We start from the raw sequence: 25,768 nt of genomic DNA, 5'->3' as shown, positions 1-25,768 counted from the left end.
AATCAACCCTCCGCGAAAGTCGCGGGACGTCCGATCCGTCATGGTGCGAAGACCAAACAGTGTCGATACCTCGGCACAACGGAGCATTTCATGACCCATATTGATCAACAGGTTCATTCCATCGGCCCGGAGGTGACGGGCTCACGCATTTTCAAGTTCATCGCCTTTCTGTACGGAATTGCGGCGTATCTCGTGTTTTTCGTCACCATTCTCTACGCGATCGGCTTCGTCATGGGGGTGATGGTGCCCAAGACCATCGACACCGGAAGCGAAACGTCGGCGGTCGAGGCCGTCATCATCAATCTCCTCCTGATGACGCTGTTCGCCCTTCAGCACAGCGTGATGGCTCGCAAGCAGTTCAAGGCCTGGTGGACGCAGTTCGTCCCCAAGCCGGTCGAGCGAAGCACCTACGTGCTGTTCGCCAGCCTGTCATTGCTCCTCCTGTTCTGGCAATGGCGTCCGTTGCCGTCCGTCATATGGAACGTCGGGGATCCGGATCTCGCCGTGACGCTGGTCACGCTGTCCTTCGCCGGCTGGGTGCTGGTGTTCACCTCGACCTTCATGATCAACCATTTCGAACTGTTCGGATTGCATCAGGTGACCGACCATCTCGTCGGCAAGGAAGCGGCGTCGCCGCGCTTCAAGACGCCGCTGCTCTACAAGTTCGTCCGTCACCCGATCTATCTCGGTTTCATCATCGCGTTCTGGGCGGCGCCGACCATGACCACGGGCCATCTGCTGTTCGCGGCCGTGACCACGCTCTACATCTTCGTGGGCATCGCGCTGGAGGAGAAGGACCTCGTCGATCTCTTCGGCGACGACTACCGGCAGTACAAGCAACGGGTCTCCATGCTCATTCCCTGGCGCCGGTCGGCATAGTCTCGGCCTCGCCGCGCGCGTCCACCGAAAGGAGGACGCGCGGGGCGCCGACGCACGATGACGATCCTTCAGGAAAGAACGGAGACGTCCAAATGAAACATGTCGGAAACTGCTTCTGCGGTGCGGTCACGGTTGAGGTCACGGGCGTGCCGGAGGCGATGGGCTATTGCCATTGCCGCTCCTGCCGTTCGTGGTCGGGCGGTCCGGTCAACGCCTTCAGCCTGTGGAAGCCCGAGGCCGTGCGCATCACCGAGGGCGCCCGGAATGTCGAGACCTTCGTCAAGACGCCGCTCAGCCAGCGCAAATATTGCAGGAAGTGCGGCGGCCATCTCATGACCAACCATCCGCCGCTCGGTCTGGTCGACGTCTTCACCGCCATCATCCCGTCGCTCGCGTTCACGCCCGGCGTTCACGTCAACTATGCTGAGACCGTGCTGCCGATGCGCGACGGCCTGCCCAAGCTGAAGGATTTTCCGTCCGAGTTCGGTGGTAGCGGCGAGATGATGCAGGAGTAGCGGTGCCTTCAGTTGAAGGCTCCTCCCTGCGGCCATCCTTCGAGACGCCCGCTTCAGGCGGGCTCCTCAGGATGAGGACGGAGTGTGCGGCAGCAGCTTCAACGGGCGCCCGCGCCGATGAGCCTCATCCTGAGGAGGCGCGTAAGTGCCGTCTCGAAGGACGAGGCGTGCGTTGAGGCCTCTCCCAATGCCGAAGCTGTCTCTCGAGAGGGCGGCAGAGTGCCGCCCTCTCTGCCTTCTCCCGAGGGAGACGGATGTAGGACTAGCCTCCGCGGGATTCAACGACCTTGCGGCAGGAATCCGAGAGCTTGGACTTGTTCTCGCGCAGGCAGGCATTCATCTGCGGCGGCTTGCCGACATGTTCGGCGCAGAATTTGCTGGCGTCGCCGCGGCAGGCCATTTGCTCCTGGACCGATGGACCGGATTGTGCAGCAGCGGGCAGCGCGGCAGCAGTGAGCAGCAGCGCGGCAAGAACCGAAATCTTCATAAGGCACCTCTTTGGAATCCTCGTGCGGCCCGACCGGGATCACGCGGGCCGGACCATGTCGCGAAGCCCCGGCGCGGGTCCATGCCATGTTCATGGCACCGGGCAGCCCTCCTGGCCGCGGTACCCCCATCTTCATGGCATGTATCCGCGCGCCGTCTTTTGTCATTCACACTGCACCTCGGCTGCGAGAGCCGGTGATTGCACCGGGACGCCGATCGGGAAGCAGGAGAGCAAGATGTCGAAGAGAGCTGGAGCGCTGAGCGCCAGGCTGACGATCATGGCCCTGGCGGGCGCGGCGATGGTCTCGCTGGGCACGAGCCCGGCGCAGGCGGTGGTCTATTGCAAGACCGTCGGGGTGCCCAAGGGCTGCGTGGTGCGGCCGACCGCGGCGGTGGTGGTCGCGCCGGGAGCGCCGGTTGCGCGGGCAGCGGTCGCAACGCCCGGCGTCGGTGCGCCTGGTGTCGGCGTGCGCGCAGGAACGCCGATGAATCGCGGCGGCCCGGTCAATCGCGTCGGCCGGCGCTGATATCTTCATTCGATCGATTTGATTGCATCGCTTCGGGCCAACGGGTCCTGCGGACGAACATCCCCCGTCCTCCGCAGGCAAATCACCCGGCCCGTCCCCTCTCTCCGTGCGCCCCACACGTTCGGGGAGGGGGTCTTTCAGCCCGCGGCCATGTCGTTGTCGGGAAAACGTTGCGGCAATTGCAGCAGCACGCGCGTGCCGGAGGCATCCGAGCTCAGGTCGAGCACCGCGCCGCAGCGCGCGGCACGGCTTCGCATGTTGCGCAGGCCGCGCGCGGTCTGGCCCGCGCCTGCAGCCTCGCAATTGCCGGCCAGCGCAAAGCCGCGGCCGTCATCCGTGACGCTGATCACGCCGTACGGCCCCTGGCTTCCCTCATGCGTCTCGATGGTGACCGCGACGTGGCGGGCTTGTGCGTGCTTGACCGCGTTGGTCACGGCCTCGTCCAGGATGCGCACGATCTGGATGACGTGCCATGGCCTCAGCTCGGGATGCAGCGGCAGACCCTGCGGCGTCGCCACGCGCCAGTCGAGCGCGATGTCGTGCGGCCGCAATTGGGCCGTGGCGCGCTCGCGCCAGGAGCCGAGCGCGAGCATCAGGTCACCGCCGATGTCGTCCATGGAGTCGATGACGAGGCGCAAATCCTTCAGCGCCGCGCGGGCGGCGTCCGTGATGGTCGCGCCCTCACTGCCGCGCTCGGACAATGCGACGATGCTCACGAGCTGGCCGCCGAGGCCGTCATGCAGGTCCCGCATCAGGCGCGTGCGCTCGTTGGCGAGTGCCGCGGCGCGGGCGCGCTCCTCCTCGCGGGCAAAGCTCGCCTTCAGCCGTTCCTCGGCTTCGCGCACGCGCGTCACGAGCTGGCCGGCAAAGCTGTCGACCTGGTTCAACGCGCGCGCAAAACGCCAGGTCAGCCCGGCGCCGATCGCGACCAGCATCGCCGAATAGGACAGGCGCGAGACGAAGATGCGTTCGTTGGTCACGATCTCGAGCACCGTCAGCATGTCGTGGATCCAGCAGACCAGCACGATCGTCACCGCGCAGCCGATCGTGAAGCTGGCGGCGTCCTGCCGCCGCACCACCGCGGTTGCCGTGACGCAGGCCATCAGGACCAGGCAGATCCCGACGGTGGGAATGCCGAGCACCAGGAAGAGGATGCGCGGCAGCGGCGGGCCCCCGATCAGCCCGATCCCGAAAACAAGGATGCCCGGGAGGAACAGCAGCGTGCCGTAGCGCGGCCAGCGCCAGCCGAAGAACAGCACGCCGAACACGACGACCAGCGCACTCTCGATCGGGGCGGACGCCAGCAGTACCGCGGCGAGCCGGGATGCGGTGGCCGGCGGCACCGGCGGGGGCGCGAACGCCTGCACCACGCCGAGAACCATCGCCGCGGCCAGCACGCCATAGACCGGTTCGCGGCGCCGCATAAGCCACATGATCGCGAGGATGACGGCCAGGATCGCCTGCCAGGCGGAGAATACCACCGGCAGCGTGACGAACAGCAGCGTGCGTGTCTCATAGGCCGGGCGCAAGGCGACGTCCGGACCGACATAGACAGTATCGAGGAAGCCTTTCAACGGCCCCCATACGAACAGCCGTACCGTGATCTCGTTGCCGCCCTCGCGCAGCAGCGAAGCGGGGATGAGTGCGATCTGCGGCGTGTTGCGGTCGGGCCGGTTGGCGTTGGCGTCGCGCCGGGAGTCGAGCACGACGACGCCGTTGACGGCGACCTCCACCGCATTGCTGAAGCGCGGCAGGAACACCGACCAGCCGGAGGCCGCATCGTCGCTCCGGAATGTGAAGGCGCCGGTGTAGACCGGCGGGTCGGCCAGCGAGTAGCGCGACGAGGTGAAATGCGGCAGCGTCACGGCGCGCGTCACGCCGTCCTCCCGTAGCGCGAATCCGCTGAGTGCGAAATCATCGGGGTCGCTCGGCTGGAGCAGCCGCAAGCCGAGAATGGTGGCGATCGCGATGAGTATCTGGAACAACAGATAGGGCACGAGGCGCGAGGCCAGCAGCCGGCGCCGGGCGGGTGTGGCCGGTGCTTTCGCCGCTATCTCGCTCACAGCTTGATCAGGCCCTGCTGCACGGCCTCGAACACCGCTTCGCTGCGCGTATGAACTTCGAGCTTGCGATAGATGTTCTTGATGTGGCCAGGCACGGTCTGCCTGGACAGGCCGAGATGGCTCGCGATCTCGGCATAGCTGAAGCCTTTTGCGATGCCCCAGAGGATGTCGATCTCGCGCGGGGTCAGCCTCGCCGTGTTGAGCGCGGGTCCGGGCGGCTGCTCCGCCGAATTCTGTGCGGCGCCTTGTGTTCTGCGGACGATGAAACGGGCGATCGACGCCGAGATCGGCGAATGGCCGGCGACGAGGTCGCGCACGGTGGTGGCGATGTCGGTGGGGAACGCGTCCTTGAGCAGATAGCCAGTGGCGCCGACCGTGATCGCGGAGATCACGCTTTCCTCGTCGCCGAGCGCGGAGATCACCATGATCTCGGTGTCCGGAAAGCGCCGTCGGGTCTCGCGGATCAATTCGACGCCGTGGCCGTCGGGCAGCCGCAGATCGGTCAGCAGCACGCGCGGTGCGCCGGCGCTCAGGGCCTGCCGCGCCTCCGCGAGCGTACCGGCACTGCGCACCTCGTAACCGGCCTTGACCAGCGCATCCTGGAGCCGCCAGCAGGTCGGCGCGTCGTCCTCGACGAGGAGGATGGTGATGGTTTCACCCGTCTCGCCCTGTTCGGTCATGATCATCGTCCCGCACCGCGTGTCCCCCGCGCCGCGAGGCAAGTCTACCCGCAGCGTCGATGCCGTGACACCCATAATCATGGGGGCGGGCAGTCTTCCGGAGCGCGGCGGATCTCCACCCGGCTATTTGTTCGTTGGCGAGGACGCCGGCTTGTCCGGTGCCGGCAGCCGCTGCATCGTGATCCGCGCCGTGCCGCCATTGTTCTTGTAGTACTGATCGTTCGGGCCGAAATAGGCGGCGATGCGTGATGGCAAAATCCTTCCGAGGAAGCCAGGGAAGATCTGCACGGCATCATTGACGTAGAAAAACACTTCGCCGGAGTCCGGCGCCACGAAGTCGGCGACGATCCCGCTCGTCAGCCTCTGCGTGTCCCACGCCTTGCGCGCCGTTTCGCTTTGTGGAAGCGCGTCGAACGTGCCCATCTTCGCCACTTCGCCCTGGAGGATTTTCAGTTTCTCCGTATCGGCAGGGTCGGGCAGCCCCGCCATGTCCTCCAGCTTTACGGGATATTTCGATCGTCTTGTATCTTCCTCGACGGGGGTCGTCGGATTCATACGCCGCGGTAGTTCGTCTCCGGGGATGACGTTCACCGCCTGCAGCGGCAGATCGTTCATCCCCTTCGTGCCGATGCGGACGATGGGCTGAAACCAGTCCGCGCCGAGCAGGCGGCGGGTGGGCCAGGCGAGGTAGTGTTGCCATCCGAACGTCTTGAAGCCGTTCGCCCCGGTCATGATCGTGCGATCGAACCATGGTTCCTCGATCTGGATCCAGACACGGTATTTGCGGTTCTTTTCGACCGCGAGGCCGCTCCATCGGCAGAAATCGCTGGTGTGGAACGTCCCTGCGGCATCGAGAGCCTCCTCGAGGATCGGTCGTCCCTTCGCCTGCTTCCCGGCGTCGCCCGTTTCAGGCGGCGCGCACACCCGTCCAAGCGCGACGCGCCCGGTGAACAAGCTGTTGAAGGCGATGAGGATCGCCGAGCCGAAGATAACGAGCAGAAAGGCCGCCGGCATCAGTCGTCTGGCGAAGAATGTGCGTACCGGTCCTGCATTGAGCCGCATCCAGCGGGCGAACCTGAGCAGGACACCCGGCGGTCCGGTATGAACTCGGCGCCCCGAATGGGCGTGGCTGCTCCATGCCAGTCGCGCACGTTCCTGGATCGCATCGCGCAGATCGCCGTTCTTGTGCCAGACCCATAGCGTAAACCCGACGATGATGGTCGTCATGAATGGATAGTAGAGTGAGATATCCAGCCAGGGCGCCGCATAGGATGGCAGTACATTCCTGAGGAGGTTGGCGACCGGCGCGATCACCGCGCCGAGGTACCAATCGAGGTCCGTGATGAGGGCCAGGAAGCGCGAGCCTTCCAGGACGGTGTCTTTCGACCTTCCGACCAGGGCGCGGGCGATCATGGGCCAGAGCGTGATGACGACAACCATGAACAGAAGCGCGAAATAGGCCACACGCCGCCACCACACGGTGTCGCGCGTACGCCGCGCCATCTCGGCGTCTGGCGTCTTCATGGCCGTGAATGCTTCCGCCTCGCGCTCCCGCTGTGGGCCCGTAGCCTTGGCGAGATAGGCGTTCTTCATTGCTGCGCGCGCTCCATGCTCGGTGAGCGGCTTGATGTCCCCGTTCGGCAACATCACCTTCGCGCTGGCAGGAAGCATGATGGGCGCATAATTGTCGCAGCCGTGCAGCATGCGTTCGACGACGGCGAAGTGCACGATCGGCGGGCCGCCGTTTTCGGCGCCCTCGTAGATCGGGCGCGGACCGTAGCGATACAGCACCGCCGCCCCGCTGCGCGAATCATGCATCGGGCCGATCGCCGACTGGTACTGGCGGAAATGATCGATCCTGCCGCCCTGGAAACGGAGCCGGCCGCCGAGCTGTTCGGTCATCCAGACCAGGGGCACGAAGGACAGCGTGGATTCCGGATAGCCGCCACCGATGTCGGAATGGACGCCGGTGAACCACACCTCCTTGACGACCTGTCCCTCCGCGAGATCGCTCTGGTCGATCCGTAGCGGATGGAAGGTCGTGCGTTCGTCGTCCAGCGCCAGCGCGTGGCAGATGTGCTTCGCCTTCGGCGAGGGCCGGTGATTGCGGAACGAGATCGGCCAGATCGCCCAGTCGATGGCGACGCGCAGTTCCTCGATCGGGACGCCGAAGGCTTCGACCGTGTCGAACAGCCCGAGGAATTCGATGTCGACGTCCGTGCGGCCGTTCATTGCCGCGCGGACATCGCCGTAGGGGCGGTGCCGCAAGATCAAATGATAGAAGTAGAGCAGGACATCGCGGATGAAGCGCGCGATCCATATCGTCGGCAGGCTCTTCTTCGATGGCACGGTGTTGCGGCGGTATTCCCGCCAGGCGGCCATCGCGTTGCGCTGCATTTCCGCATGCGACACCGCAACCTCGTCGATGACGGCCGGCACCAGGCCTTGACTCGCGATCAGCCCCGCCAGCGTGCGCGCGGTGAAGGCGCCGCGGCTGAAGCCGAAGATGTAGATCTCGTCGCCGGGGCGCCAATTCCAGCACAGGAAACGATAGAGCTTGCGGACGTTGGAGGGCACGCCGATGCCGGTGGCTCCGTCGAGCGCGGCGAGCGGCGCCCAGCCGGCGGTGCCGACGCCCTTGATGTAGTATGCGATCTGGTCGGGCTGGGTATGGTCGAGCGCCTCATAGAGGCGCCAGACACTGGATTCCCGGGCGGTGAACGCATTGCCCGTGCCATCGGCGAACAGCACCAGCTTGCGTTTTGACGGGGCCGCGCTCGCGCTTCCGTCGGCATTCCTGTCGCTGGGTGCACGTTCCGGCGTAGGAGAACCGGCGTTCTGCCCGGCGTCATGATGCGTCATGGGCCCTCCGGCATTTCAGCCGGGAAAGCGGCAGGCCCGAACCGGGCAGCACTTCCCGGACTCTATCAGTGGTTGCGTCATGAAAGTGCGGATGTATTCTGCACACAGTCCCGTTGAGGTAGCAAGCGGGATCATGCCGCCTCACCGGGCGGTGCGCTGACGCCAACAGGGGCTCACGAAAGATCGACGCGCGGCGGCGGATAGCGCCGCGCCAGCGCCGACAGCGACAGAGGCCGTTCGTCCTCCGGCAACTCCAGATAGGCCAGCACCAGCGGCCGCTTCCAATCGCCCACACCGAACTCCATCGCCGTCCATTTCTGCGGCTCGGGCCCTTCGAGCCCGCGGACCCAGACGAAATAGCGGGGAAGGTCGTCGGCGTCGTTGTCTGTCGTGCGTCTCCGGGCCATCGAAATTGTCCGCTGCGTCACCTCGGTTGCCACAGGATATGGGTATTGGCGCGGCGAAGTCGAACGGCTCGCGGCGGTTCGGGCCCGTGCTTATCGAAGGACGAGGCGTGCGCTCAGCTCGCGATCAATGCCCATGCGATGCCCTGCGTTCGCGGGGCAGCCGAGGTCAAGATGCCCGCTCCAAAGATTCTGCTTGACCGAAATTCGGAAATATCGTAGATGCGCATCACCCCGGCCCAAGGATAAGGGGCGTTTCGCGATCGTCACGATACGCGGGCCGGGTGGCGGTGGGCGTGGAGCGCATCGGCGCGCTGGGCGATCGCAGGGCGGGCTTGCCCGTGAGCGGTTGCGCGGCGCGCACACGACCGGTGCGATTCCAGCGTACGGCAAAAGCGTGTGGTCCTGACGCCCGGGGTCTGTGCGTCAAGGCTTGCGGCGATGTGGCGGCCCGACCGGGTCCGCGCATCGGTCATCCGCAAGGCGACGGGGGCAATAGTGCATCGCTCCCCGGGGAGAGCGCGCCATAAGCCGTCAAACCACTGCGCAGGGAAAGGCCGGGATGTCCGGGCTGCCCTGTATGCCGCTGTGCATCTGTCTTCGCGCAATTTGCGCACAGCGGACCGCGGGTGCCAGCCGGCGCCCGGCCTTCCCTGCGCCCTTTCCAGACGAAGGGGCGTCGAGAGAAGCAAAAGACTCGGGCGTCATACGTCGCGAGGCTGCAATGGCGTGACTTGTGGCTTGAGTTGCGGAGACAGTTCGTCTTCGCCAAGAGGCTTCGCCGGACGGACACGCTTCGCCCTTCGGTCTTGCATGGCCGCGCCACGCGAAGCCCAAAGGGCGAAGCGTGGTGCCCCTGGCCGGAATCGAACCAGCACTCCTTGCGGAACTCGATTTTGAGTCGAGCGCGTCTACCAGTTCCGCCACAGGGGCCCTCGGTCGGCCGTGAGGCGGCGTCGCGAAGCCGGCGGACTATAGCCATGGGCAGGACGGGGTCAACCCGCGCCAAAGTGATCCCGGCCGTTCTCGACAGCCGCATGGGCCGGGGCTAGAGGCATAGAGCTGCGACCCACCGGAAAGAGGCTGCCGTGACGACCCAGAGTGCCGCGATACCCGCGTTCAAGCCGGCCAGCGCCGGTCCCGCGCTGACCGCCTCGCTGCTCGTCACTCTCATCGCCGCTGTCACGATCGCAGGCGCCTGGTTCTTCCAGCTCGTGCTGGAGATCCTGCCCTGTCCACTGTGCCTCGAGCAGCGCTACGCTTATTACCTCGCGATCCCGCTCGGAGCGCTGACGGCACTGGCGGCGAGGAGCGGCGCGCCGCGGCCGCTGCTGCTCGCAGGACTCGCGATCCTCGCGCTGGCCACGCTCGCCAATGCCGGCCTCGGCATCTACCATTCCGGCGTCGAATGGGGTTTCTGGAAGGGGCCGACAGACTGCTCCGGCCCCGTCGTCAATCTCGGCAGCGCGGCGGACCTGCTGTCGAAGCTCGACACCGTGAAGGTGGTGCGTTGCGACGAGGTGCAGTGGCGCTTCCTCGGCCTGTCACTTGCCGGCTACAACGTGCTGATCTCGCTGCTGATGGCCGCGATTGCCGCGTGGGGATTCATGCGGACGGCGAAGCGCTAAGGCCTAATCATCCACGTCGTCCTGCGTGCGCCCGAACAGGTGCACGATGCCCGGCGTCGCGATCGTCACGAAGACGAACCGCGACAGATGATGGGCGCCGACGAAGATCGGGTCGATGTGCAACGTCAGCGCCAGCGCCAGCATCGCATCCATCGCGCCCGGCGCGAAGGCGACGACGATGTCGGAGAATTTCACCTGCGTGGTCAGCGCCACGATGCCGACGAAGATGGCGGAGACGGCGATGGCGACCGTGAACGAGCCCAGCGCCGCGCGGAGGTGGCCGGCAAGCGTCATGATCTGCATTCGCGCGAAGCGACTGCCGATCAGAGCGCCGATACCGACCAGCGCCACACCGCGCACCCAGTCCGGCAGGCCGCCCTCGACCCATCCGGCCCCGTGCAGCACGCTGGAGGCGATCATCGCGCCGAACATCCAGCTCGCCGGGAACTTGATCAGCCGCAGGACGAGCGCTGCGGCCAGCGAGGCCGCGGCCAGCTCGAGGAGGTCGAGCGGCGAGGCGATCGTCGTCGTCGTGAACGACGGCGCAACAGAGGGCGCGACGCCGGCGAGGGCCAGCACCATCGGCAGCGCGGCGGTGAGGATGATGACGCGCAGGGTCTGTACCACGGCGATGCCCGGCAGGTCGGCGCCGCGCTCGACCGCCAGCATGGTGATCTGCGACAGCGCGCCGGGGCTGCCGGCCAGGAAAGCCGAGGTGCGATCCCAGCCATGGATGCGCTGAAGGTAATAGCTCGAGCCGAACGTCGAGCAGAAGGTGGCGAGCGCAAGCAGCCCGATGGTGAGGGGATAGGCGCCGACCTGCTGCAGCAAATGGCGCGAGACGACCGAGCCCAGCGAAATGCCGAGCAGCACCAGCACGGTCTGGGTCAGGAGCGGCGGCAGCGCCAGCCGGCGGCCGGCGATCGCGGCGATACCGACTGCGATCATCGCGCCTGAGATCAGCCCGCCGGGAAGATTCGCGCCGAGAAACACCAGGCCTCCGGCAGTGCCGATGGCGAGCGTCTCCAGCGTGCTCAAGATCTCGGCACGGCTCGGCCATTCGAACGGAAGGGAGGCGGTGATTAGCTTCACGCCACCTTATCGCAAATCGGCGAGAGGCACACAATTGCAGGCTCGTCATGCCGCAATGCGCACGGCTCTCGCGGATGCTCGCAAGGGATCGTGACGGACTTATTTCTTGTCGGGGGCGGCGGGGGCGACGGGCGCGGCAGGGACAGCGGCGCCCGCCCTCGCTTCCTTCTTGCACTCGCGGCGAAACTTCTTGCGCTCCTTGCCTTTCAATCCCTTGGCGTCCGCCTGCCTGGAGCATTCCAGCGACTCGGCCGAACGCTCCGTCGACGCTTTCTTGTCGGCAGTGGCGGCATCGGTTTTCGTATCGGTCTTGGCCGCCGGCGCGGCAGTCTGCGCGAGCGCGGTGCCGGTGACGAGCAGGGAGGCGAGAGCGACGGCGGCGAGGCGGGACGTGAAGGTCATGTGTTGCACTCTGCTTGCGAGAATTGCGAAAGGCTGGACCGTCGGCTCGCATTGCTGAACGCGGCATGAATGAAGTTGAGCGGCGGGATTACTATATTTTGCCGGCGCAACGCATCGCATCCTTGTCGCAAGCGGCCGACACGCTAGGATAGCAATTCTCGTTTCGCTTCCGTCGGGGAAGATCAAGGAGGAGACCCAGGGATGACCATTCAGACGAAATTGTTGTGTGCGATTGCAGCGTCCGCTGTCGCGGCATTGGTGGCGAGTGCGCCGGCGCAGGCGCTGACCGCGCAGGAATGCAGCGCGAAATATCAGGCGGCCAAGAAGGACGGCTCGCTCGGCACCATGAAGTGGAATGACTTCCGGAAGGCCCAGTGCGGCGCCGATGCGGCGCCCGCCGCTGCGCCGACCGCGGCTGCTCCGGCTACGCCTGCCGAGCCGAAGCAGGCGGCGAAGGAGGCGGCACCCGCTGCCGCGCCAGCCCTGCCGGCAGGACCGGCGGTCTATCCGAACGCGGTCGATCCGAAATATGCCAAGGAGACCCCCGGCAAGGCGCGTCTGCACACTTGCGTCGACCAGTACAACGCCAACAAGACCACCAACGGCAATGGCGGCCTGAAGTGGATCCAGAAGGGCGGCGGCTATTACAGCGAATGCACCAAGAAGCTGAAGGGCGCTGCCTGAGCTTCGAATCGATACGATGGCCGGAGCAGCGCTCCGGCCATTTCGCCTAACCGAGCAGCCTTTCGGCCGAGTTGGCCACGAGCTGCGACCGCTTGCGCGGACCGCTCTCGACGAACAGCAGGCTCTGGCCGAAGATGAAGCAGTAGAACAGGAAAGCCTGCGCGTCGGCCTCCTCGGCCGCAAGGCCGGTCGCGCGATAGAGTTCGCCGACGTGCTTGAGACGTGCCGCGTCCACGCTCGCCACCGCCGCCGCGGCGTTCTCGTCCGAGCGTGCCCATTGCCGGATCGCGAGCTCGATCGCCATCCCTTCCGGATTGAGCCGCTCGGAATAGAGCTGGATCAGCGCCTTCAAGCGCTCGCGGGGCTCTTGTCCTTCCAGGCTCGTCTGCTGCGCAATCGCGGCGACGCGTCCCTCGCGCCAGCCTTCCAGCATGGCGGCGAGCAGCGCGGCGCGGTCGGCAAAGCGGCGGTAGAAGCCGCCCTTGGTGACGCCGAGATTCTTGGCGAGCACCTCGACCCGCACGCCCTCGACCCCCGCGCGGGCGAGTTCGGCAAAGCCTGCCTCGACCCAGACATCGTCCTTGCCGTCACTCATGAAGGAAACCCCAGCCGGCTCTTGATACGGTACCGTATTGCTCCCGCGACACGGGATTGATACGATACCGTATCAACGATCAAAGACGAAATTGCGGGAGGAAGTGCGATGGAGGAGGCGACCTATCGCGGCACGGTCTATCCGTGGCAATGCGATCACGTCGGGCACATGAACATCATGTGGTATGTCGGCAAGTTCGACGAGGCCAACTGGAATCTGTTCGCCCGCCTGGGCCTGACGCCGAGCTATCTGCGCAGCTCCGGCCGCGGCATGGCCGCCGTTCAGCAGAACATCGCCTACCGGCGCGAGCTGCTGGCCGGCGACATCGTCGAGATCCGCAGCCGTCTGCTCGAGCTACGCGACAAGTCGATCCGCTTTCGGCATGACATGACGAATGCCGAAACCGGCGAGCTCGCAGCGACGTGCGAGATCACCGGCGTGCACATGGACCGTCAATTGCGGAAGTCGGCGCCATTCGTCGATAGCATCCGAGAGATCGCCGTAAAGCACTTTTCCGAGCCGGCGGAGGCCTAAGCGATGGCCACATTCGAGCCGAAACACCCGGACTATCACACCGCCGCGACCGCGATGTTTGCCGCCCAGCCGGCGATGCGCACGCTGGGCATTTCGATCGTGGATCTCGCCCCGGGCCGGGTCGAACTGGCCATGCCGTACGCGTCCGCCTTCACGCAGCAGAACGGCTTTGTCCACGCCGGTATCATCACGGCAGGCCTGGACAATGCCTGCGGCGTCGCCGCCTTCACCCTGATGCCGCGCGAAGCCGACATCCTCACCGTCGAGTTCAAGACCACGCTGCTTGCGCCGGCCCGGGGCGAGCGCTTCGTCTTCAGGGCCGAAGTCGTCAAATCCGGCCGTACGCTGACTTTCTGCGAGGCCAAGGCGTTTGCCGAGCATGAGGGCAAGACCACGCTGATTGCGGCCATGACCGGGACTCTGATGGCGATGCTGCCCCGCGTTGCGGCCTCGGACGTGCCGCGCACGTCCGCCGCATAGCGGCGATTGACAAGCGTGCCGGCGCATCCATTGATGCGAAAGTCATGCTTGCAAGTCTCGGCCTCATCTTGCTCTGCCAATTGATCGGCGAAGCCGTCGTGCGTGGTCTCGGCCTGCCTTTACCGGGACCCGTCCTCGGTCTGCTGCTGCTGCTGATCCTGCTGCTCGCCCGTGACCGCTTTGCGCTGCTCGCGCGCGGGCCGCTGCGCAATGACGGTGTCGAGACGGCGAGCAAGGGCCTGCTGGCCCATCTCTCATTGCTATTCGTGCCGGCCGGCGTTGGCGTCGTGCAGAAGCTCGATCTGCTCGCGTCTCACGGCATCGCCATCATCCTCGTGCTCGCGCTGTCCGTGGTCGTCACGCTGCTCGCGACAGTGCTGACCTTTCGCCTTGTCAGCCGCCTGTTGAAGCAACAGGACGCGCGATGAAGGACAATCCGTTCTCGCTGTGGGTCTATCTCTCGCAATCGCCGCTGCTCTGGCTGACCGTGACGCTGCTGGTCTATGCCACCACGGACGCGGTCTCGCTGGCGACCCGGCGTCATCCGCTGGCCAATCCCGTGCTGCACGCGATGTGGATCATCGGCGCGTTCCTGCTGTCGACCGGCACCTCGTACACGACTTATTTCGCCGGTGCGCAGTTCGTGCACTTCCTGCTGGGGCCTGCGACCATCGCCCTCGCGGTGCCGCTCTATGAGAACCGCAAGCGCGTGGTCGCGTCGATCTTGCCGATGCTGGTGGCGCTCGTCGCGGGATCGATCACGGCCGTGGTCTCGGTAGTGCTGCTGGCCGAACTCGCCGGTCTTCCGCGCGACGTGGTACTGTCGCTGGCGCCGAAATCGGTCACCGCCGGTGTCGCCATGGGCATTGCCGAATCACTGCACGCCGATCCCTCGCTGGCGGCGGTCGCCGTCATCCTCACCGGCATCATGGGCGCCATCATCGTGACGCCGCTCATGAACCGCACCGGCATCACCGATTACCGGGCTCGCGGCTTTGCCGCCGGCCTTGCCGCGCACGGAATCGGCACCGCACGCGCGTTCCAGGTCGACGAGATCGCCGGTGTCTTTTCCGGCATCGCCATGAGCCTGAACGCCTTGGTGACCTCGTTGCTGGTCCCGCTGGCAGTCACGCTGCTGGTGCGATGACAGCGCTGCCGCGACACTCTATATGTCTGTAACAATTCCTGGTCCTGAGCCGTATTTGCGGGGATGGGGCCGAAACGGGACGAGATATGACCGAATTTGGGAACAAGAGCCGCCTGGTGCCGACCCGTCGTGCGGTGCTGACGTTGATCGGAGCGGGCGCCGTCACAGCGAGCGCGATCAACCTTGCGCGCGCGGCGACCGGGGATGACGAGGTGCTGACCGAAGCCAAGGTGCTGCGAGATCCCGACACGCCCGTCGCAGGCAATTCCGACGGGAACATCACGATCGTCGAATGGTCCGACTACAACTGTCCCTATTGCCGCAAGCTCGAGCCCGAGCTGCGTCAGGTCGTTCAGGACGACGGCAAGGTGAGGCTGGTCATGAAGGACTGGCCGATCCTCGGGCCGGTGTCGGTCACGGCGGCGCGGACGGCGCTGGCGGCGAAGTTCCAGGACAAGTACCTCCCGGCCCATGACGCCATGATGGGCGTCAGCTCGCGTCTGACCGAGCCGCGCATCAACGAGCTGCTCGCGGCTGCCGGGGTCGACATGGACCGGTTGAAGCGCGATCTCGCCGGCCGTGCCAAGGACATCGACGCCATTCTCAAGCGCAACAACGAGCAGGCCGAGGCGTTCGGCTTCAGTGGCACCCCGTCCTTCATCGTCGGCAAGTATCGTGTCCCCGGCGTGCTCAGCATGAAAGAATTCGAGCAGGTCATCGCCGACGCACGCAAGGCCAAGATGAACTGAGCCGATCGGCATTCATCGCCCAACACAAAGGCGCCGCCGCGGGTTTCGCGACGGCGCCTTGTTCATGATGAAGCGTCGTTACTTCGACGAGATACGGACCCAGTCCTTGTGCGCGCGGTCGCGCAGCGCGTCCCAATCGGCCTTGGCGACATCCCAGTTGACGATGGTGCGATTGGTGGTCGCGACCTCGCCATTGGCAACCGACGACGTCTGCATGGAATCATAGACGTAGACGCCGCCCGCAAGCAGCAGCGCGCCCAGGATCATTCCGAAAAAAGTCTGCATGGCGAACCTCCGGTGACGGGCGATAACGTCGGCCCGAAGTGATGGTTCCGCGGCCATGCGGCGCATCTAGGGAGCGGTCGTTCATGCGCCGTTCAGCCATCGCAGCAGCTCCGCATTGATTTCGCGCGGATAGGTGTGACTGAGGTCGTCGATCTCGCGGTAGGTCACATCGGCGCCTCCTGCGGCCAGCGCGGCCTGCGTTTGCCGCGCAGTCTGCACCGGAAACATCCAGTCGAGCTTGCCGTGAACAATGAACACCGGCAGGCCTTGCAGGCGCGCGGCATCCGCCATTTCGGCCATCAGCGGATGGAACGTCGCCGAGACGGGCGCGAGATGAGTGAACGGCGATGCGCCGTCGAGGCCGGTGACGTAGCAGAAGGTGCCGCCGTCGCTCATGCCGGTCAGCAGCATGCGAGAGGCGTCGATGCTCCAGCGGCTGCGCACCCTCTCGAGGATGCGCATGAGGTTCGGCGTGTCGGTGTCGTCCCCCATCAGCGCCCAGGTCGGGCCGGTCGCGGTCGGCGCCACCAGGATTGCGCCAAGGCTGCGCGCGTCGCGCAGCCAGCTCCACAAAAAGCCGCGCCCGTTGCCGCTGCCGCCATGCAGCGCCATCACCACCGGCATGGCGCGATCGGGCGTGTAGTATTCGGGGACATAGACCGAGAAGCCGCCGCGGCTGCCGTGCTCATTGTGATCGTGGAAGATGCCCGTGTGCTCGCCCGCGCCGACTTCCAGTTGCGACAGCAGATCATGATTCTCGCGATTGGCGTCGTTCAGAAAGAAGCTGCTTACCGGCGGAAACTGCACCGCCAGCGGATAGAGCGCCTCCTGCGCGCGCGGGACATGGCGAAGCGCGCGAAAGACGGCGACGAGATCGCCATTGCCACGCTCGACCTCGCGAATGCCGGCAAAGGCGGCGAGCGTCTCGTTGCAGGCGGCGTCGAGCCGCTCGCGCAGACCGGCGAACTGCTCCGGCCACTCGCCGATTGCCGCGCGTGCCGATTGCAACGCTTCGTCCGGTGTGCCGATCGCGTTCATCACGGAGGCGAAGGCCGGCGGGTGCAAATGCCGCTGGAAGAAGCCGAGCGCTTCCAGCGCATTGAGCAGCGGCGGCAGCACGGCCACGATGTCGTCCACCACGGCCTCGGTCATCGCCCGCTTCCTTAAAGCCTCGTGATCAGTGCAGCTTCGGGGCCTTCAGGAGCTTGAAGCGATCGGTCGAGGTCACCGCGACGTCGAAGGTGACGCCCTCGTGGTGAACGGTCAGCGGCACGTCGACTCCGGCGGGGCCGAGAGCCCACATCTTCTTATAGAAGGCGCTCTGGCTCGTGACTTTTTCGCCGTCGACGGCGAGGATGACGTCGCCGGTCTTGAGCTCGGCGCGGGCGGCCGGGCCGTTCGCGGAGATCCCGATCACCACCACGCGGTTGTCGATCTCGGTCGAGTAGAGCCCGAGCCAGGGCCGCGGCGGTTTGTTGACACGACCGAATTTGCGCAAGTCTTCAAGGATCGGCTTCAGGAGGTCGATCGGCACGATCATGTTGACGTGCTCGGCCTTGCCGTCGCGTTCGCGCTCGAGCTGGAGCGAGCCGATGCCGATCAGCTCGCCGCGCTCGTTGAGCAGCGCCGTGCCGCCCCAGTTCGGATGTGCGGGGCAGGTGAAGACGGCCTCATCCAGCAGATATTCCCAGTATCCGGCGAATTCCTGCTTGGCCACGATCTGGCTTGCGACCGAGCGCGTGCGACCGCCGGCACCGCCGACCACAACGCGGTCGCCGATCCGGGTTGCCGCCGATGAGCCGAGTGGCAGGGGTTCGATGTCGAGGTGCCCGAGCGCCTGAACCAGGCCGAATCCGGTCTCGGAATCGAAGCCGAGCGCATGACCCTCCACCACGTGTCCGTCGGCACGGTGCAGCCAGACCGACTCTGCCTCAGTGATGAGATAACCTATGGTGAGCACCAGCCCGTCGTCGATCACGACCCCGTTGCCGGCGCGTTCGGTGCCGAGCGTCTCGGCGCTGAAGGCGTCGGGCGGGATGATGGCGTGCAGGCCGACGACGGAACCGAGCGCGCGGTCGAGATCGAAACCGTAGTCGCTCGCACGCGGCTGATTGGCCGGCGGCACTCTCCATTCGGTCAGAGCGGGCATGGAGTTCTCCTGGCTGAGTGCGTCGCTTCGAGATTGCTCCAGAGCGAGGCGCGAAGCACCCATAATTTAAGCCGGGGGAGGCCGTCTTGAAAGCCTCGTTGCCAACTATTCGTGAGAACGCCGGGTGAAATCTTCGAAAGGCACGGGAGCACCTCATGCACGGGTGGCAGGCAACCCTCAATCCGGCATGCGCCGCATGGCAGCTGTCCGGCGAGATGCTAGGAGGCATGAAACGAAGCTGCTAACCATTGCCGCTTCGTTTGACCTCGGGATCACGGACGACGAGCATGGATAACCGCAGCGACATCTGGCGTGGCATCGACACGATCAAGGCACGTTTCATCGACCTCAGCGACAGGGTCTGGGGCATGCCCGAGGTGTGCTACACCGAGGCGCGGTCGGCCGCCGAGCATCTCGCCGAACTGCGTCATCAGGGATTCCGCATCACCGAGAACGTCGCGGGCATCCCGACCGCCCTGATGGGCGAGTGGGGCGAGGGCGGTCCGGTCATCGCCTTCATGGGCGAATATGACGCGCTGCCGGGTCTCAGCCAGGAGGCGGGCGTCGCCGAGCACCGTCCGATCGAGACCGGCGGCCATGGCCATGGCTGCGGTCACAATTTGCTCGGGTCCGCCGCGCTGCTCGCCGCGACCGCGGTGAAGGACTGGCTGGCGGAGAACAAGGTGCCCGGCCGCGTGCGCTATTACGGCTGCCCTGCGGAGGAAGGCGGCGCGGCAAAAGCCTTCATGGTGCGCGCGGGCGCATTCGAAGATGCCGATATCGCCATCACCTGGCATCCGCACAGCTTCTGGGAAGTCGCGGTGACGCCCTCGCTCGCCAACACGCGCGCGGATTTCACCTTCACCGGCCGGACCTCACATGCGGCGGCTTCGCCGCATCTCGGCCGTTCTGCGCTCGACGCAGTGGAATTGATGAATGTCGGCGTGAACTACATGCGCGAGCACATGCCGAGCGATGCGCGCGTGCACTACGCCCTGCTCGATACCGGCGGCATTGCGCCCAACGTGGTGCAGGCGCATGCGCGTGTGCGCTATTCGATCCGCGCCCGCGATCTTCCCGGCATGAACGAGCTGGTCGAGCGCGTGTCCAAGATCGCGCAGGGCGCGGCGCTGATGACCGAGACCAAGGTGGAGATGAAGATCATTTCCGCAGTCTCCAACATCTTGCCGAACGCGCCGCTGGAGCAGGCGCTGCACCAGGTGATGGAAGAACTCGGACCGCCGCATTTCGACGATGCGGACAAGAGTTTTGCCGGTCAGATCCGTGCGACGCTGAGCGACAAGGACATTTCGTCGGTCTATTACGCGATCGGCATGGAGCCGACCGATCGGCCTCTGGCCGACTTCTTGGTGCCGCTCGATGCCAAGCGCAACCCGCTGGTCGGCTCGACTGATGTCGGCGACGTGAGCTGGGTGGTGCCGACCGTGCAGGTGCACGCACCGACGGTTGCAATCGGCACGCCCTTCCACACCTGGCAGGTGGTGGCCCAGGGCAAGAGTCCGCATGCGCACAAGGCCATGGTGCAGGCGGCCAAGGCGATGGCCGGGCTCGGCATCAAGGCGCTCACCGACCCGGAGCTGATCAAGGCCGCCAAGGCGGACCTGAAAAAACGGACGGCGAGGACACCGTATGTCTGCCCGCTACCCGATCACGTCGCGCCGCCGCTCGACATGTCCGTGGCGTAGCGTTCTGCCTCGATACTTCGTCTGATGCAGCGAACAAATTTTCCGCAGTGCAGCGCGCAATCCAGCACGTTTTGATGCCGGATTGCCGAATGGATGGGCTGCGGAACGCATTTTTGCCCAACACGCAGCCAGAAGACCGTTTGCATACACACGGTCCCAGTTGACGTGCACCCCCTTCGGTGTGCCATCTACCACCAGCCAAACCCGGCGGTCGCTCTTGCGGCCGCCTGCATCCTTACCGGGAACCAGACGGGGAAAGCCATGCTGGATAAAGAACTGCGTTCGATGATCGGCCAGGTGAAGGACGGGCGGATGGATCGCCGCGCCTTTATCCAGCGCGTGGCCGCCGTTGGTCTCACCGCACCCTTGGCCAACCAGATTCTCGCGCTTGGCGGCGTCGCCATGGCGCAGAGTCCTGCTGTCTATAAGCCGACCAAGCGCGGGGGCGGCGGCCCTCTCAAGCTGTTGTGGTGGCAGGGGCCGACGCTGCTGAATCCGCATTTTGCAACCGGCACCAAGGACCAGGACGGGTCGCGGCTGTTCTACGAGCCGCTCGCAAGCTGGGACGCCGACGGCAATCTCAATCCGATTTTGGCCGCAGAGATTCCCTCGCTTGCAAACGGTGGTCTCGCCGCCGATGCCAAATCGGTGGTCTGGAAAATCAAGCCGGGTGTCAAATGGCACGACGGCAAACCGCTCACTGCCGACGACTTCGTGTTCACTTGGCAATATGCCAGCGATCCCGCAACGGCCGCCGTCAGCATCAGCACCTACGGTCAGATCACGGTCGAGAAGGTGAGCGATCTTTCGATTCGCATCCTGTTCAAGACTCCGACGCCGTTCTGGGCAAATGCCTTCGTCGGCGCATATGGCTGCGTTCTCCCGATGCATCTGTTCGCCGACTACAAGGGCTCGAAGTCCCGCGAGGCGCCGAACAATCTGGCCCCCGTGGGCACCGGCCCCTACAAGTTCGTGGAGTTCAAGCCAGGCGATGTGGTCCGCGGGCAGCTCAATCCCGACTACCATATGCCCAACCGGCCGCATTTCGACACGATCGAGATGAAGGGCGGCGGCGATGCCGTCTCCGCGGCGCGGGCGGTGATCCAGACCGGCGAATTCGATTTCGCCTGGAACATGCAGGTCGAGGACGACGTGCTGCTTCGTCTGGAGAAGGGCGGCAAGGGCAAGACGCTCTACGCCACCGGCGGCGACATCGAGTTCATTGCGATCAACTTCACCGATCCGCACACCGAGGTCGACGGCGAGCGGTCCTCGATGAAGACCAAGCATCCGATCCTCGCAGATCCGAATGTGCGGAAGGCACTTGCCTTGCTGGTCGACCGCGAGTCCGTCAAGAAGGCGATCTACGGTCGTGCAGGCCGCACCACCGCCAACTACCTCAACGGTCCCGAAAAATTCGTTTCCAAGAACACCTCGTGGGAGTTCAACATCGAGAAGGCGTCGAAGATGCTCGACGATGCTGGATGGAAGGTCGGATCGGACGGTATCCGCGAGAAAGACGGAAAGAAGTTCAAACTTCTGTACCAGACATCGACCAACGGTCCGCGCCAAAAGACCCAGGCAATCGTCAAGCAGGCCTGCCAGAAGGCCGGCATCGATGTGGAGCTGAAGTCGGTCGTTGCCTCGGTGTTCTTCTCGTCGGACGTTGCCAATCCTGACACCTACCCCAAATTCTATGCCGACATCGAGGAGTTCCAGATCCCGATGACGCAGCCGGATCCGGCGTTGCACATGCGCCGCTACATCTCCGCCAACGTGGCCACCAAGGAGAACAAATGGCAGGGGCAGAATTTCCCGCGATATGTCAACAAAGACTATGATGCCGCCATTGCGGCGGCCGAGACCGAAACCGATCCGGTCAAGCGCGCCGCGCTCTACATCAAGTGCAACGACCTGCTTTGGCAGGACACCGTGTTCATTCCGGTGATGCATCGCCTTAAGGTGGAAGCCGCGGCCAACACCCTGAGGCCAGCGCTGAGCGGCTGGGCGAACGAGACTGACAACATCCAGGACTGGTACCGGGAGGCTTGATCGCAGGCTAGACGGGGGCCCTCCCTATGAGTCAGTACGTCCTGCGTCGTCTTTTGATCGCCATTCCGAGCCTGCTGGCCATCTCGCTTGTGCTGTTCGTCGTGCTCGCGCTCGCGCCCGGCGATCCATTCTCGGAACTGGCGACGAACCCGAACGTCCCGCCCGAAGTGCAGGCCGCACTTCGGGCCAAGTTCGGCCTCGACGATCCGATCTACCTTCGTTACCTGCACTGGCTCAATGCCATGCTGCACGGCGACTGGGGCTTCTCCTTCGTCAGCCGGATGGACGTCGACAAATTGATCCTCCAGCGCCTGCCGACCACGCTCTACGTGATCGGCTCGGCGCAGATCCTGGCGCTGCTGATCGCGATCCCGGTAGGCGTCTATGCCGCCACCAAGCCGTATTCGCTGTTCGATCAGATCGCGAATACGCTCGCCTTCGTCGGCTTCTCGCTGCCGACCTTCTTCACCGGCATTCTGTTCATCCTGATCTTCTCGGTCACGCTGGACTGGCTGCCTTTCGTCTATACCACCGACATCAAGGCAACCGGCATCCGCTGGGTGCTGGAGATGATCAGGCAGGCGATCATGCCGGTGGCGGTGCTCGGCCTGTTCCAGGCGGCGTCGATGACGCGTTTCGTGCGCTCGGCAATGCTGGATGTGATCCGGCTCGACTACATCACTACGGCGCGCGCCAAAGGCCTCGGCCAAGCCAAGGTCATCGTCAAGCATGTGATGCGCAACGCCATGATCCCGGTCGTGACGCTGATCGCGTTGCAGATCCCCGCGGTGTTCGGCGGCGCCATCGTCACCGAGCAGATCTTCCGCATCCCCGGTATCGGCTCGCTGCTGATCTCCTCGATCCTGTCCAACGACACGCCGGTGGTGATGGCCGTCACCTTCGTGTTCGCGTGCCTCGTCGTGCTGTTCAATCTCATCGCGGACGTCCTTTATGGCTGGCTTGACCCTCGCATCTCCCTCCGCTGAGCGGCGGGTCTACTCGCCCTGGCGCGAGACGTGGCGACGCTACAGCCGCCACAAGCTTGCCGTTGTCAGCGCTTTCCTGCTCCTGGTTCTTGTCCTGGCGGTGGTGTTCGGTCCGTTCGTCTGGCGGGTCAAGATCGATGAGATCGACATTGTGGCGGGTCTGCAGGGGCCGTCGCTGGCCCATCCGTTCGGTACTGACGACCTCGGGCAGGACATCCTCGCCCGCATGATCTATGGCGGGCGCATATCGCTCGCGGTCGGCCTCGCTGCCATGCTGGTGTCGGTATTCGTCGGCACGCTGATCGGCGCGCTCGCCGGCATGTCGCGCGGTGCACTTGGGCACGGACTGATGTGGCTCACCGACCTGTTCCTGTCGCTGCCGCAACTGCCGTTGCTGCTGCTGTTGATCTATCTCTTCCGCGACGGCCTCAAGGCCGCGTTCGGCCCCGAAGGCGGCATCTTCATCCTGATCGTGCTCGTGATCGGGGGGCTGCGCTGGATGCCGGTGGCTCGGCTCGTGCGCGCGCAGTTCCTGTCGATCCGCGAGAAAGAATTCGTCGAGGCCGCGCGGGCGCTCGGCGCCAGCCCGGTGCGGCAGGTGGTGCGGCATATCCTGCCGAATGCGCTCGGCCCGGTGATCATCGCCGGCACCATCGACGTTGCCGCCGCAATCATCGCGGAATCGACGCTGTCCTTCCTCGGCCTCGGCTTCCCGCCGGATACGCCGACCTGGGGCCGGCTGCTGTACGATGCCAAGGATTTCCTCGATATCGGCCCGCACTGGGCGTTGTTTCCGGGCGGCGCGATCTTCATCGCGGTGGTCGCCATCAACTTCATCGGCGACGGCCTGCGTGACGCGCTCGATGCGCGACGGGTGATCTGATGGCGCCGCTGCTCGAGATCAAGGGCCTCAAGACCCACTTCTCCACCGACGACGGCATCCTCCAGGCCGTCGACGGCGTCGACATCTCCATCAACAGGGGCGAGACGCTCTGCGTCGTCGGCGAATCCGGCTGTGGCAAGACCGTCACCGCAATGTCGATCCTGAAGCTGATCGCGATGCCGCCGGGCCGGATCGCGGCGGGCCAGATCATCTTCGAGGGCCGCGATCTCGTCCCGCTGACGAGCAATCAGCTCGACGAGATCAGGGCCAAGGAGATCGGCTTCATCTTCCAGGAGCCGATGACCTCGCTCAACCCGGTGCTCACCATCGGCGAGCAGATCGCCGAGAGCCTGCGCCGCCACGAGGCGGTGACGAGAAAGCAGGCCCTGGAACGCACCATCGAGATGCTGAAGCTGGTGCAGATCCCCAATGCCGAGGGCCGCGTGCACAACTATCCGCACCAGTTCTCCGGCGGCATGCGCCAGCGCGTGATGATCGCGATGGCGCTCGCCTGCAAGCCGAAGCTGATCATCGCCGACGAGCCGACCACCGCGCTCGACGTCACCATCCAGGCGCAGATCCTCGATCTGCTCCAGGACATGAAGGAGCGCTTCGGCATGGCGGTGATGCTGATCACCCATGCCATGGGCGTCGTTGCCGAAACCGCGCAACGCGTCGTCGTGATGTATGCCGGCAAAGTGGTCGAGGAAGCGCCGGTCGACGATCTGTTCAGCAACCCGGGCCATCCCTATACGCAAGGGTTGATCCGCTCGATCCCGCGCATCGATCTCGCCGCCGAGCACAAGACGCGCCTCGAGGCGATCGGCGGCTCGGTCCCGATCCTGATCAATCCGCCCGTCGGCTGCCGCTTTGCGGCGCGCTGCAAGTTCGCGATGAACGTCTGCACCGAGAAGGAGCCGCTGCTGCGCGAGATCGCACCCGGCCATCGCATGGCCTGTCATCTCGGCGATACAAATCTGGGAGGCGCGGCATGAGCGAGCCCTTGCTGCAAGTCTCCAACCTGAAGAAGCACTTCCCCGTGCTCGGTGGCCTGCTGTCGCGCCAGGTCGGTACCGTCTACGCAGTCGACGGCGTGTCGTTCTCGGTCAACCGCGGCGAGACGCTCGGTCTCGTCGGCGAGTCCGGCTGCGGCAAGTCGACGACGGGACGCTGCGTGCTGCGCCTGATCGAGCCGACCGACGGCGAGGTCACCTTCGACGGTCAGGACGTCCGCAAGCTCGGCGGCAACGATCTGCGCGCGATGCGGCGGAACATGCAGCTGGTATTCCAGGACCCGTTCGCCTCGCTCAATCCGCGCATGACGGTCGGCGCCATCCTCGGCGAGGCCTTCACCATCCATAATCTTGCGACCTCCGCCAAGGAGCGCGAGGAGCGCGTCGCGAGCCTGCTGGTCAAGGTCGGGCTCAAGGCCGAGCACATGCGGCGCTATCCGCACGAATTCTCCGGCGGTCAGCGCCAGCGCATCGTGATCGCGCGCGCGCTCGCGGTCGAGCCGAAGCTGATCGTCTGCGACGAGCCGGTCTCCGCGCTTGACGTCTCGATCCAGGCGCAGGTCATCAACTTGCTGGAGGACCTCCAGGCCGAGTTGAACCTGACTTATCTGTTCGTCGCGCACGATCTCTCGGTGGTCGAGCACATCTCTGATCGCGTTGCGGTGATGTATCTCGGCCGCATCGTCGAGCTGGCCAAGGCGAGCGATCTCTATCGCAATCCGCAGCATCCCTACACCAGGGCGCTGCTGTCGGCGGTGCCGGTGCCCGATCCCAAGCTCAAGCGCGAGCGCGTCCGTCTCAAGGGCGACGTGCCGAGCCCGATGAAGCCGCCGTCGGGCTGTCACTTCCATACCCGCTGCCCGATCGCCCAGCCGCGCTGCGCGGAAAGCGCACCGGCGCTGAAGGAAGGGGCGGGCGGCCACTTCGTGGCGTGTCACCTGGCGTGAGGTGAGCGCGACATGCCGTG

27 protein-coding genes and 1 tRNA gene are annotated in these 25,768 nt (G+C 65.1%); 16 read left to right on the top strand and 12 right to left on the bottom strand.

The window, feature by feature from the left end; genetic code table 11:
• The first annotated feature begins 90 nt into the window (after nt 1-90).
• Entirely contained in the window at nt 91-879 is a 789-nt protein-coding gene (mddA, locus tag ACYCVF_RS22890) for a methanethiol S-methyltransferase (protein WP_459600498.1), read from the top strand.
• Between the two features lie 92 nt (nt 880-971).
• Nucleotides 972-1,394 carry a GFA family protein gene (locus tag ACYCVF_RS22885; protein WP_459600496.1) on the top strand — a complete coding sequence of 141 codons (423 nt, stop codon included), beginning with the start codon at nt 972-974 and terminating at the stop codon, nt 1,392-1,394.
• 262 nt (nt 1,395-1,656) lie between these two features.
• Here ACYCVF_RS22885 and ACYCVF_RS22880 read toward each other — a convergent pair whose 3' ends face one another.
• Complete coding sequence (locus ACYCVF_RS22880; RefSeq protein ID WP_061022681.1) at nt 1,657-1,881, bottom strand: cysteine rich repeat-containing protein; 225 nt, start codon at nt 1,879-1,881, stop codon at nt 1,657-1,659.
• Nucleotides 1,882-2,116: 235 nt separating this feature from the next.
• Here ACYCVF_RS22880 and ACYCVF_RS22875 point away from each other — a divergent pair, with 235 nt between their 5' ends.
• Nucleotides 2,117-2,407, top strand: a complete 291-nt coding sequence (locus ACYCVF_RS22875; protein ID WP_459600493.1) for a hypothetical protein — start codon at nt 2,117-2,119, stop codon at nt 2,405-2,407.
• Between the two features lie 137 nt (nt 2,408-2,544).
• On the opposite strand, the gene ACYCVF_RS22870 is transcribed toward ACYCVF_RS22875, so the two are convergent.
• The 5 genes from ACYCVF_RS22870 to ACYCVF_RS22850 all read right to left on the bottom strand — a co-directional run bounded on the left by ACYCVF_RS22870 (nt 2,545) and on the right by ACYCVF_RS22850 (nt 9,349).
• Complete coding sequence (locus tag ACYCVF_RS22870) at nt 2,545-4,470, bottom strand: sensor histidine kinase (RefSeq protein WP_459600491.1); 1,926 nt, start codon at nt 4,468-4,470, stop codon at nt 2,545-2,547.
• Entirely contained in the window at nt 4,467-5,150 is a 684-nt protein-coding gene (locus tag ACYCVF_RS22865; RefSeq protein ID WP_459600489.1) for a response regulator, read from the bottom strand. The genes ACYCVF_RS22870 and ACYCVF_RS22865 overlap by 4 nt, the downstream gene beginning before the upstream one ends.
• A 123-nt stretch (nt 5,151-5,273) precedes the next feature.
• Nucleotides 5,274-8,012, bottom strand: coding sequence for a DUF2235 domain-containing protein (locus tag ACYCVF_RS22860; protein ID WP_459600487.1), 2,739 nt, complete (start codon nt 8,010-8,012; stop codon nt 5,274-5,276).
• 173 nt (nt 8,013-8,185) lie between these two features.
• Nucleotides 8,186-8,419, bottom strand: coding sequence for a hypothetical protein (locus ACYCVF_RS22855; RefSeq protein WP_459600485.1), 234 nt, complete (start codon nt 8,417-8,419; stop codon nt 8,186-8,188).
• 845 nt (nt 8,420-9,264) lie between these two features.
• Nucleotides 9,265-9,349, bottom strand: a tRNA-Leu gene (locus ACYCVF_RS22850).
• Between the two features lie 155 nt (nt 9,350-9,504).
• On the opposite strand from ACYCVF_RS22850, the gene ACYCVF_RS22845 reads away from it, so the two are divergent.
• Nucleotides 9,505-10,044 (top strand): disulfide bond formation protein B, encoded by a 540-nt coding sequence (locus ACYCVF_RS22845; protein ID WP_459600483.1) that lies wholly within the window; start codon nt 9,505-9,507, stop codon nt 10,042-10,044.
• Between the two features lie 3 nt (nt 10,045-10,047).
• Here the strand turns inward: ACYCVF_RS22845 and ACYCVF_RS22840 are convergent, their stop codons facing one another.
• Both ACYCVF_RS22840 and ACYCVF_RS22835 read right to left on the bottom strand, forming a co-directional pair.
• Nucleotides 10,048-11,136, bottom strand: a complete 1,089-nt coding sequence (locus ACYCVF_RS22840) for an AbrB family transcriptional regulator (protein WP_459600481.1) — start codon at nt 11,134-11,136, stop codon at nt 10,048-10,050.
• A gap of 99 nt (nt 11,137-11,235) precedes the next feature.
• Nucleotides 11,236-11,538: a PsiF family protein gene (locus tag ACYCVF_RS22835; RefSeq protein WP_459600479.1), complete on the bottom strand. Its 303-nt coding sequence runs from the start codon at nt 11,536-11,538 to the stop codon at nt 11,236-11,238.
• A 201-nt stretch (nt 11,539-11,739) separates the two neighbouring features.
• Here ACYCVF_RS22835 and ACYCVF_RS22830 point away from each other — a divergent pair, with 201 nt between their 5' ends.
• Nucleotides 11,740-12,222: a hypothetical protein gene (locus ACYCVF_RS22830; RefSeq protein WP_459600477.1), complete on the top strand. Its 483-nt coding sequence runs from the start codon at nt 11,740-11,742 to the stop codon at nt 12,220-12,222.
• Between the two features lie 46 nt (nt 12,223-12,268).
• On the opposite strand, the gene ACYCVF_RS22825 is transcribed toward ACYCVF_RS22830, so the two are convergent.
• On the bottom strand, nt 12,269-12,817 hold the full coding sequence (locus tag ACYCVF_RS22825) for a TetR/AcrR family transcriptional regulator (RefSeq protein ID WP_459600475.1): 549 nt from the start codon (nt 12,815-12,817) through the stop codon (nt 12,269-12,271).
• A gap of 108 nt (nt 12,818-12,925) precedes the next feature.
• Here ACYCVF_RS22825 and ACYCVF_RS22820 point away from each other — a divergent pair, with 108 nt between their 5' ends.
• The 5 genes from ACYCVF_RS22820 (at nt 12,926) to ACYCVF_RS22800 (ending at nt 15,727) form a co-directional block, all read left to right on the top strand.
• Nucleotides 12,926-13,351 carry an acyl-CoA thioesterase gene (locus tag ACYCVF_RS22820; RefSeq protein ID WP_459600473.1) on the top strand — a complete coding sequence of 142 codons (426 nt, stop codon included), beginning with the start codon at nt 12,926-12,928 and terminating at the stop codon, nt 13,349-13,351.
• Nucleotides 13,352-13,354: 3 nt separating this feature from the next.
• Complete coding sequence (locus ACYCVF_RS22815) at nt 13,355-13,831, top strand: PaaI family thioesterase (RefSeq protein ID WP_459600471.1); 477 nt, start codon at nt 13,355-13,357, stop codon at nt 13,829-13,831.
• Nucleotides 13,832-13,875: 44 nt separating this feature from the next.
• Nucleotides 13,876-14,259 (top strand): CidA/LrgA family protein, encoded by a 384-nt coding sequence (locus ACYCVF_RS22810; protein WP_459600469.1) that lies wholly within the window; start codon nt 13,876-13,878, stop codon nt 14,257-14,259.
• Entirely contained in the window at nt 14,256-14,978 is a 723-nt protein-coding gene (locus ACYCVF_RS22805; protein WP_459600467.1) for an LrgB family protein, read from the top strand. Before ACYCVF_RS22810 ends, ACYCVF_RS22805 begins: the two co-directional genes overlap by 4 nt.
• Before the next feature lie 86 nt (nt 14,979-15,064).
• Nucleotides 15,065-15,727 carry a DsbA family protein gene (locus ACYCVF_RS22800; protein WP_459600466.1) on the top strand — a complete coding sequence of 221 codons (663 nt, stop codon included), beginning with the start codon at nt 15,065-15,067 and terminating at the stop codon, nt 15,725-15,727.
• Between the two features lie 78 nt (nt 15,728-15,805).
• Here the strand turns inward: ACYCVF_RS22800 and ACYCVF_RS22795 are convergent, their stop codons facing one another.
• The 3 genes from ACYCVF_RS22795 to ACYCVF_RS22785 form a co-directional block, all read right to left on the bottom strand.
• The gene (locus ACYCVF_RS22795; RefSeq protein ID WP_018316294.1) at nt 15,806-16,012 is read right to left on the bottom strand and encodes a hypothetical protein; all 207 of its coding nucleotides are present in this window, start codon (nt 16,010-16,012) and stop codon (nt 15,806-15,808) included.
• Between the two features lie 81 nt (nt 16,013-16,093).
• Nucleotides 16,094-17,164 carry a carboxylesterase family protein gene (locus tag ACYCVF_RS22790; RefSeq protein WP_459600463.1) on the bottom strand — a complete coding sequence of 357 codons (1,071 nt, stop codon included), beginning with the start codon at nt 17,162-17,164 and terminating at the stop codon, nt 16,094-16,096.
• Between the two features lie 25 nt (nt 17,165-17,189).
• Nucleotides 17,190-18,161: a S1C family serine protease gene (locus ACYCVF_RS22785; RefSeq protein ID WP_459600461.1), complete on the bottom strand. Its 972-nt coding sequence runs from the start codon at nt 18,159-18,161 to the stop codon at nt 17,190-17,192.
• 287 nt (nt 18,162-18,448) lie between these two features.
• On the opposite strand from ACYCVF_RS22785, the gene ACYCVF_RS22780 reads away from it, so the two are divergent.
• The 6 genes from ACYCVF_RS22780 (at nt 18,449) to ACYCVF_RS22755 (ending at nt 25,748) form a co-directional block, all read left to right on the top strand.
• Nucleotides 18,449-19,867: a M20 family metallopeptidase gene (locus ACYCVF_RS22780; protein WP_459600459.1), complete on the top strand. Its 1,419-nt coding sequence runs from the start codon at nt 18,449-18,451 to the stop codon at nt 19,865-19,867.
• Between the two features lie 261 nt (nt 19,868-20,128).
• A complete protein-coding gene (locus tag ACYCVF_RS22775) occupies nt 20,129-21,919 on the top strand; it encodes a peptide ABC transporter substrate-binding protein (RefSeq protein ID WP_459600457.1) in 1,791 nt (596 codons plus the stop codon).
• Between the two features lie 26 nt (nt 21,920-21,945).
• Complete coding sequence (locus tag ACYCVF_RS22770; RefSeq protein ID WP_459600455.1) at nt 21,946-22,905, top strand: ABC transporter permease; 960 nt, start codon at nt 21,946-21,948, stop codon at nt 22,903-22,905.
• On the top strand, nt 22,871-23,788 hold the full coding sequence (locus tag ACYCVF_RS22765; protein WP_459600453.1) for an ABC transporter permease: 918 nt from the start codon (nt 22,871-22,873) through the stop codon (nt 23,786-23,788). The genes ACYCVF_RS22770 and ACYCVF_RS22765 overlap by 35 nt, the downstream gene beginning before the upstream one ends.
• Nucleotides 23,788-24,783 carry an ABC transporter ATP-binding protein gene (locus ACYCVF_RS22760; RefSeq protein ID WP_459600451.1) on the top strand — a complete coding sequence of 332 codons (996 nt, stop codon included), beginning with the start codon at nt 23,788-23,790 and terminating at the stop codon, nt 24,781-24,783. The genes ACYCVF_RS22765 and ACYCVF_RS22760 overlap by 1 nt, the downstream gene beginning before the upstream one ends.
• On the top strand, nt 24,780-25,748 hold the full coding sequence (locus ACYCVF_RS22755; RefSeq protein ID WP_459600449.1) for an ABC transporter ATP-binding protein: 969 nt from the start codon (nt 24,780-24,782) through the stop codon (nt 25,746-25,748). Before ACYCVF_RS22760 ends, ACYCVF_RS22755 begins: the two co-directional genes overlap by 4 nt.
• The last annotated feature ends 20 nt before the right edge of the window (nt 25,749-25,768 follow it).

The sequence above is a fragment of the Bradyrhizobium cedriense genome (assembly GCF_054602315.1).
This window is presented reverse-complemented; position numbering and strand designations above follow the sequence as displayed.